Source organism: Variovorax sp. P1_H12_2 (assembly GCF_056405335.1).
This window is the reverse complement of the sequence record NZ_JBFUCI010000447.1, coordinates 1-5052: the sequence shown is the minus strand read 5'-3', so window position 1 is coordinate 5052 and position 5052 is coordinate 1. Positions and strand designations below refer to the sequence as shown.

At 64.7% G+C, this 5052-nt stretch carries 4 protein-coding genes and 2 pseudogenes; 1 reads left to right on the top strand and 5 read right to left on the bottom strand.

Annotated features, from left to right (window positions below):
- On the bottom strand, positions 1-368 hold a 368-nt coding region (locus tag AC1D2K_RS29660), incomplete at its 3' end, for a hypothetical protein (protein ID WP_478093387.1).
- 155 nt (positions 369-523) lie between these two features.
- Here AC1D2K_RS29660 and AC1D2K_RS29655 point away from each other — a divergent pair.
- Positions 524-1558 (top strand): DUF4336 domain-containing protein, encoded by a 1035-nt coding sequence (locus AC1D2K_RS29655; RefSeq protein ID WP_478093386.1) that lies wholly within the window; start codon positions 524-526, stop codon positions 1556-1558.
- 296 nt (positions 1559-1854) lie between these two features.
- On the opposite strand, the gene AC1D2K_RS29650 is transcribed toward AC1D2K_RS29655, so the two are convergent.
- From AC1D2K_RS29650 to AC1D2K_RS29635, 4 genes and pseudogenes are all read right to left on the bottom strand, one after another.
- Positions 1855-2811 (bottom strand): ArdC family protein, encoded by a 957-nt coding sequence (locus AC1D2K_RS29650; protein WP_478093384.1) that lies wholly within the window; start codon positions 2809-2811, stop codon positions 1855-1857.
- 572 nt (positions 2812-3383) lie between these two features.
- The gene (locus AC1D2K_RS29645; RefSeq protein WP_478093382.1) at positions 3384-3752 is read right to left on the bottom strand and encodes a DUF2958 domain-containing protein; all 369 of its coding nucleotides are present in this window, start codon (positions 3750-3752) and stop codon (positions 3384-3386) included.
- A gap of 399 nt (positions 3753-4151) precedes the next feature.
- A pseudogene (locus AC1D2K_RS29640) lies at positions 4152-4902 on the bottom strand (IS110 family RNA-guided transposase); the annotation flags it as partial.
- A pseudogene (locus tag AC1D2K_RS29635) lies at positions 4891-5052 on the bottom strand (transposase); the annotation flags it as partial. The pseudogenes AC1D2K_RS29635 and AC1D2K_RS29640, both read right to left, overlap by 12 nt.

Below are 5052 nucleotides of genomic sequence, written 5' to 3'. Positions count from 1 at the left end.
TACATCACCGCATAGTTCATCACGATCGGAAGACCGTAGACGAAGGCCTCTTCCGCGATCGCCTTGGTCTCCGCAATGCTGGGCGCGGCCACGCCTTTGGCGGCATCGGCCTTCTCCACTTGGCTGATCGGATCGACCTTGCTGGTGCAGCCAACTGTCAGGCTGAGCACCGCGGCGAGCACCGCCAGTCGTTTCATCAGTTCCGCTTTCATGTTTGTCCTTCTAACTTGCAGATCGTGATCCGTGCGCTGTTGCAGCGCCCGCGCGATGGTGACATCGGCACCAATGGCTGACAACTGCCCTTTAGGGCAGTTTCGATGGACCTTGGTCTGCTTGGTGGACCTGCGCTCCGCGCCGATCGCCGTCACCTGGCGTCGGGCGAGCGGGCCCCTCCGCTTCAGCCGGCGCTAGCACCCGGGTTGAGGCCCAAAGACGCAGATCGGCAGGGTCAAGCGCTGCCAGAATCGTGCAGGATGTTTCCGAGACGGCAACATGACCGCAGCACTTTACGAGCCCGATCAATGTGTACAAACCTGTGGCGGCGAACATCGGCGTTGTCGACGGGCCCGTCGAAAACCTGACCGTGGCGGGCGTCAGGCTGCCGCTGCCGTTCACCACCCGTATGACGGTGGTGCGGCTCTCGAACGGCGAGCTTTTTCTTCACTCGCCGACGAAGTTCGATCGCAAGCTTGCAGACGAGCTTGAGCACCTCGGGACTGTCCGGCATCTGATCTCCCCCAACCAGTTCCACTATGCCCACATTGGAGAGTGGTTGAAGGCCTTTCCGGATGCCGTCGCTTGGGCTTCGCCGGGCGTGCGCAGAAGGAGCAGAGCGCGGCGGGTGGAGATCCGTTTCGGGAGAGCCCTCGATCTGGACCCGCCGGGCGAATGGCGGCGCGAACTGGACCAATTGCTGTTTCCGGGTGGCTACTTCAAGGAATTCATCTTCTTCCACCGGGAATCACGATCTCTCATCGTGGCGGACGCCATCATCAACATTGAGTTGGACAAGATGGAGGATGAGCGGGATGTACTACCCACGCGGGCAGGCGCTCTTCGGGATGCGCCTGCCGCTGCTGTTGCAGCGGAGAACAGCAGCTGCGGCCATCGCGAAAGTTCAAGCATGGCGGCCTCGCCGCATCATGCTCAGTCATGGGCGCTGCTTCGACGTGGATGCAGACGAGGTCATCCGCCGGATTTTTGGAGAGCACCTTCGGAGGTGACGGGCTGCTCCTGGGCCAGAGAGATGGCCCGCGCCTGGGCGCAGAAAGCAACGAGGATCGGGCCTATGCCGTGCGATGCCAAGGAATGCATCATCTTCAACCGGCCTGTTGGTCAGAATCAGGGGCTTCAGCCCGTTAGCGCGCCACTGGATGGAGCGTCGGCTTCCCGGTGGTGCCGCTCGAGGCATGGACACGGACGACCTGCTCGCGCGGAACGGCGAACATCCCGAACGGCCAGTCGTCACGCAGATCCTGCCGGGGTCGGGATGGTGCTGAACCATGATCCTCGCCTTGTGAGGTTCAAGAGCCCGCATGCGAAATGGTGTCATGCGTGATCCATTCGCCTCGCACACCCGTTGCCCGCAGGGCGGGCGTCGTTGTGCCCCCTTTCCCCGCTTTTCCGGCGCGCAGGACGCCTGTCCAGAGCGCAATCTCCTCGAAGGCCACCGCGCGCCGCAGGCGGGGCTGGACGCGGCGTACGATGACGCCGAGGAGGCACAGCAGCTGGGTCGGCTACGCAATGCCAACGCCCAGTTGAGGCATGACAACCCAAATTCCGATCGCGAGCTGGACTGGCAAGTCGACGTCCGGGTCGGAACAACACATGGCCGCATGCGGCCATGTGACCCGATCAATCCTCGCAAGTGCCAACAAGGACGTGCTGCGCGACAGGCGGCAGCTCGCGGCTCAGGATGTACTCGAACGACTCGCCCGCCAGGCGCGCGGCGGTGAAGATGGCGGTGCGATCGTGGTGCAGCACCTGCAGCCACGCGTCAAGGTACGCTGCATGCCCCTCGATCGTCGCATCCACCAGGCCGATGTGCCCCAGTACGAAGGCGCAGCCGAGCTCGGCCACGAGTTCCTCGAACGCGTAGGCGGCATCGCCGAAGCGCTTGCCGAACTCACGGGCCAGCCGGTCCGGGTGGCCGGTCCAGTGCACCAGYTCGTGCARCGCSGTSGCGCARTAGGCCTCGGGACTSGTGAACCGRTCGACGKCGGGCATGARRATCCGGTCKGCGYGCGGKGCRTAGGCCGCRCGMTCGWARCCGTGCCGRATGTCGGCCTTGCARCCACCGATGAAGCGCATCGCGCCTTCGATCGGGGAACGATCCGTCCAGTCTTTCGGAGGGACCGCATCAGCGATCAGCTCCGGCGGSARGCCGTCGATYTGCGCSACGTTGAAAACCCAGAACGGCWTGCAMAGCAGGAAGCTTCTCTCGCCGGTGCCCACTTCGCCGCCCTCCTCCTCTTCGCGCCCGCAAGCGCTTTGCGCATCGTCGGCAGCGTCCGCCGTTGGCCTGCCCGCTTTGCGCTCGAAGTGCGCGCAAAGCACCGCCCGCTCACCCTTGCGAACCTGTGCACCGAGACTGGCGGCCTGCTTGTACGTCAGCCAGACRTTSGASGCGTAGCCCTGTTCGATCGCGGCATCCCACAGCAGCAGCACATTGGCGCCRTGGTACGCAGCGCCCGTCTTGCCATTGCGCGGCATGCCGCGCGAGGCCGCCCGGGTCCAGCGTTCGCGAAACACGTTCCCGCCCCGCTCGAGCATCGCGATGATCCGGTCGGTGACGGACTGCCGGACATCCATGCGGCCGCCGCCGCGCGGCGCTKAACCTCCATGCTGAACAGCACCTGCTTTTGGTGAGTCCTCGGGGGGTACGGGGGGAACGCCCGTGGCGGTCTGGTTGTCCGCATTGCGCTGACGGGAAGATTGAAGTGCACGCATGGCTGGGCCTTTCTGCGGTGTGTGCCGCGGTGGTTGAACATCTGCTTTCGGAGCCGCCTCGACGCATGAAGAGCGAGCGGAAAGGGTCGGTGTCCAGGGACCGCCCGGAGGCCGCAGCTGAGCGCCAGCGAAGACCGGGTGAGGACGGTGGCGCAGCCCGAAGCCCTGGACAGCGGCTCGTGCGAGCTATGCGTCGATGAAGAGGTGGCTCTGAAAGCAGATGCGCCGCGGCAGACGCCGCTCACCCACACGGACACTCTTCCGGCCGCGCCGCGGCCGCAGGCCGCTCCCGCCGCCCTCTGCCAGGCAGAGGCGAGAGTGCGTCCATCCATGTGCCGGACTGCCGCGCAAGCGGCCTTGCTCCGTACCGCGCGCGCAGCGCGCCATGAATGACGAAGCCGTTGAAAGCCGCCGGCGCATCCGGCGGCGGGCCCTCAGGCCTGGATGCGCCCGGCCCATCGCGCCTCACGCGCGTAGGCGCTGAGCGGCTGCGAAGCCCGGAAGTGCAGGTCCTGCTCGATCGGCAGCCTCATCATTCCGCGCATTTCGGAAAGCTCCGGCAGGCTCACGCGCCCCAGCTCCGGAAAGCCCAAGCCGAGATCGGCCAGGCCGAAGGCGATGTCCGGCTCGTCGGGATCGACTTCCGTCAGCAGCCACGTCGCCCCCGCATCGGGCGTGAAGAGCTTGACGACCGGCATCGGATCGAAATCCCTATCCTTGTCCTGGCACATCAATGCCATGCGGCCGTTGGCCAGCAGCCGCTCGAATTGTTCATCGGTGATGAAGGAATAGTTGGAAGCCATGTCGTTCTCCTTGAACGGTAGAGGGCGGATTGCCCGTGACCGTCCACGGCGCGCCGCAGCGCAGCCGTCAAGGTTCGAAGACGGCCGTGAGGCCGCAAGCACCACCAGGTGCGCCGACCTTGACGGCGAGAACGGTGTGACACCCTGAAGGGAACAGCAAGCCACCCTCCCCTGGACGGGCTGATTCTTCAAGTCAACAGCTGCGGGTAGACGGGACGACCATGCCATCTGATGGGGTCTGCTGGTCGGCTCCTCTATCGCTTTGTCGCACTCGGAGTGCTACGGCTGTACTGGGCTTCGCCAACCACGGTCTAACCTGCTTTGCCATCACTGGCGTGATTGCCTGAGCAATCGGTGGTTTGGTCTCCTTGCCTTCTGATTTGATGGGTTGTATAGCTGCTATGCAGCGAGCTGCGGCGGGACGTAGCTGGGGCAGAACTCGCGCCCGTGCACCAGCAGCGCCCAAACAGTTCGCACGTTCTTGTTCGCCAGCGCGACCGCGGCCACGTTCGGATGTCGTCGGTTCAGCAGGCTCGCCAGCCACACGTTGGTGTTCATTGTCTTGCGCTGCGCCGCAACGATGGCCGAGCGCGCGCCGTGAATCAGCAGGGTGCGCAGATACACATCACCTCGCTTGCTGATGCCCAGGAGTGTTGGCTTGCCCCCGCTCGAATGCTGCTTCGGCACGAGGCCAAGCCAAGCCGAGAGCTGACGGCCGTTGTCGAAGCTGTTCGCATCGGCGATGGAGGCCACCAGAGCGCTGGCTCCCAGCGGCCCGATGCCAGGAATCTCGAGCTTCAGGCTCAGTTCGCTGCTGCGATGCCACGCCTTGAATTGGTCCTCGAACTCTTCGACCAGCTTGTCCAGTTCCTTGAGGTGCTCGGTCAGGCGAGCGATGAGTCGTTCCGGGCAGCTGGTTGCTCGCGTCTTCAAGCAGCTCGGGGACTTGCTTGGCGACGTGGCAGATGCCCTTCGGGATGACCAAGCCGAACTCACCGAGCAAGCTGCGAATCTGGTTCGCCTGCGCCGTACGCGCTATGACAAAGCCTTGGCGCGCTCGGTGCAGTGAGAGCACGGCCTGCTGCTCGACGCTCTTCACCGGCACGAATCGCATGTTGGGTCTGGTGACAGCCTCGCAGATGGCCTGCGCTCGCTTGTTGCCCGCCTTGCTGATGCACTGCTCGATCTGGCTGCCGCCGCTGTCTTAGGGCGTGGGCGCCAACCCCAGGCAGCCGGCCAGCTCGCGCCGATTGGCGAAGCGCCGCCAGCCGAACACCTCCTTGACCAACACCCAAGCGCC

Bases quoted from the DNA above. Each gene is read 5' to 3' on its own strand.
- AC1D2K_RS29645 (WP_478093382.1), bottom strand. From the start codon at position 3,752: ATGGCTTCCAACTATTCCTTCATCACCGATGAACAATTCGAGCGGCTG.